Origin of the sequence: Ovoidimarina sediminis, from assembly GCF_032586175.1 — a bacterium.
GTDB lineage: Bacteria > Pseudomonadota > Alphaproteobacteria > Rhodobacterales > Rhodobacteraceae > Ovoidimarina > Ovoidimarina sediminis.
This window is the reverse complement of the sequence record NZ_JAWHTE010000063.1, coordinates 1-2527: the sequence shown is the minus strand read 5'-3', so window position 1 is coordinate 2527 and position 2527 is coordinate 1. Positions and strand designations below refer to the sequence as shown.

Annotated in this window: 1 protein-coding gene; it reads right to left on the bottom strand. The window is 55.9% G+C overall.

All coding sequences use genetic code 11. The features are described 5' to 3' along the window. Positions 1-883: 883 nt before the first annotated feature. On the bottom strand, positions 884-2305 hold the full coding sequence (locus RXV90_RS25720) for a mechanosensitive ion channel family protein (RefSeq protein WP_316653272.1): 1422 nt from the start codon (positions 2303-2305) through the stop codon (positions 884-886). Between the last annotated feature and the right edge of the window lie 222 nt (positions 2306-2527).

Here is a 2527-nt window from a genome sequence, read left to right as displayed (position 1 = left end):
CCACCGCGCGCCAATAATGGTGTGGCGTGCGGTGGCTCAACTCTTCGGCTGAGACCGCGTTAATCAATAGACAAGTCCTTTGGTCAAATGTCCGCTTCGGGATGCGGAAGCGCGCGGCCTGCACGAAATCCACAGCCGCACGAAGAATTAACCAGTAAGCCGACCATTCAATGGCTAAGTGCTTGATTTATATAGACCGCCCCCCCTTAAATTTGGCTTTCTCAAAAGAAAACTCCCCACGCCGGTCAGGTGAGAGGGGTCCGTAAGGATCCGACACCCCCCCCGGGGTAGGGTGCCCCCGCCGACCGAGCCGCTCAGCCGGCGGGAGCGAGAGGGAGGCGCGGAACCGGATGAGGACCGGGGGACGTCGCGCCTCTACCTCGTTCTTAGGAAGCCGCGCACTTGATGGCGACCACCGCACGCTGGTCAGCCACGATCCCTCTCCTTTGACGCGATAGTAATCAACCAAAGCGGACAAAATTGGCGATAAGTTCGAAGCCATTCCACGCTGCGGAGCGACGTGCACAGAGCCAACGAACGACCGCTCGGGGCTCTCCCCGGTCATCCGAGTCTTTTGGTCAGGTGACCGCTCCACCACGCTTACCGGTCATCCAGGGCGATCAATGCGCGATTTTAGGCAGGAACGCCCGCTTTTACCGACAGCGGACGTTCGGCAAAACCGGCGCAACGACCGAGTTGCGGACTGAGTGGACGTTATGCTGCTGGTGATCACTTCAAAAAAAAATCCCCGCCACTGTGAGTGTGACGGGGAAGGAATGCTCAGAAATTTGGATCGTCATCCAAGGCACAAGTAATCGCTTATAATTATCACAAAACTGTGAGTTTGTTGAGTCTCTTCCCAGAGAGCCGCCGCCCCGTGGAGCTAGTGCGGTTTCCCGAAAACTTGCTGAATGCGTTTTATCAAGTTTGAAGCCGTCCATGAGGTGCCAATCTCCGCACTTGCCTCGGTCGCGTCATCTGGAAGATGGGTGCTCATCCGAGCTGCCTGAATCTTGCCCATTTGTTCGACGATATCGGGGTTGTCATCGACGATCCGTTGCAGGGCTTCGCGTCCAACTTCGAGTAAGACAGAGGCTACTTCCGCTATGACCGTCGCAGAGCGGGGTTCGCCTGTAAGTAAAGACATTTCGCCGAAGATCTGTCCCGGTTCTACAAGCCCGATGCGTTTGGTCTCTCCATCAAAAGATTTGTGCGCCGATACGAGCCCGGAGAGAACAACAAAAAGCGACCTGCCCTCATCGCCCTCAACGATCAGATGTTTCCCTGCAGGCGCGCGAACTTCGTTCGAATATTCAACGAGACGAGAGCGTTCCTCGTTGGACAGCTTGCTGAACAAAGGGACACGGTGCAGTAAGTCCGGCAGATCTAGGCTGTCGTCGATCTCGGCAACGCTATGCCACGCTATGTCTGCCTCGAGTTTTGGATAGGAGGGAGCGTAACCCGAAATATCGAGAAAATGCAGAGCATTCTCCACGACGCGCCGCTCGATCATGAACATGTCAGGATAATCCGGCACCCAGAAATGCAAGCTGAATACCGTGCCCCTATCGCCAAGCTCATCTATAAGCACCAGGGGCGTCTGTGACTGAACGACACCCGGTGTTGCGCGAATCGCAGACATGATGATGTCCGCAGCACGCTCAGGTGGAACACGGAAATCGAGAACGATTTGCTTCACGGTTCTAAAGTACCGCTCGGGAAGGCTGAGGTTTACGAACTCGCGCTGCGAAAGCGCATTGTTGGGAAACACGATGGTTCGTCCCTGGACCGTAACCATGCGTACGGCGCGCCAGTTCATTTCGACAACACGCCCAGTTCTGTCCGGTGTCCCCTCGTCGAACTGTATCCAGTCGCCAATGCGTATTGGTCTCTCAATCGCGAGAGCAATGCCAGCGAAGATATCCGCAATTAGATCGCGCACGGCAAACGCGATGACACCAGTGATGATGCCTGATGTCGCGAGGAGGCCCGTGACAGGCTGCTCGAACACCAGCCCTACGATGGCAATCAGGGCTACGAGGAAGAGGAGTATGCCGAGGATGTCGAAAGCGAGGCTGGGAATGCGCTCCTCGTCGCTTCCCGGCCTGGAGCGATGAAACGCCGTCTCGATACAACGCTTGAGAAACCACGCGATCGCAAGCCAGATCGCGATTTCGAAAGCGATAACCGGGTTTAGCCAGACATCGAACGGCGCAGGCAGCACGTCGATCGAAATTGTCCCGGAAAGGAACCGTCCGATCGAAAGAACCAAGAGCGTTAGCGCCGGTGCCAGGACCCGTCTCATGTTCCCCTCGGACATAGCGCACATGATCAGGTTATTCTGGGAACTAGTCTAAACGAAGCCTTTTCTCAAAGCTTGGCCCTAACTCGCCGAATATCGACTTCGCGCATGTTGGGCTGAGATTGATTTGTCCGAAGATGACCGCTTCGGGCTGATTGTGTTGAAGAAGTCGGCTTGAAGAGCGCTAGCGGATTGCGGTCGCGTGTGCTTTTACCTGGCGCTCAG

Excerpts from the sequence above, each read along its gene's own strand:
- RXV90_RS25720 (WP_316653272.1), bottom strand. The coding sequence starts at position 2,305 with ATGAGACGGGTCCTGGCACCGGCGCTAACGCTCTTGGTTCTTTCGATC.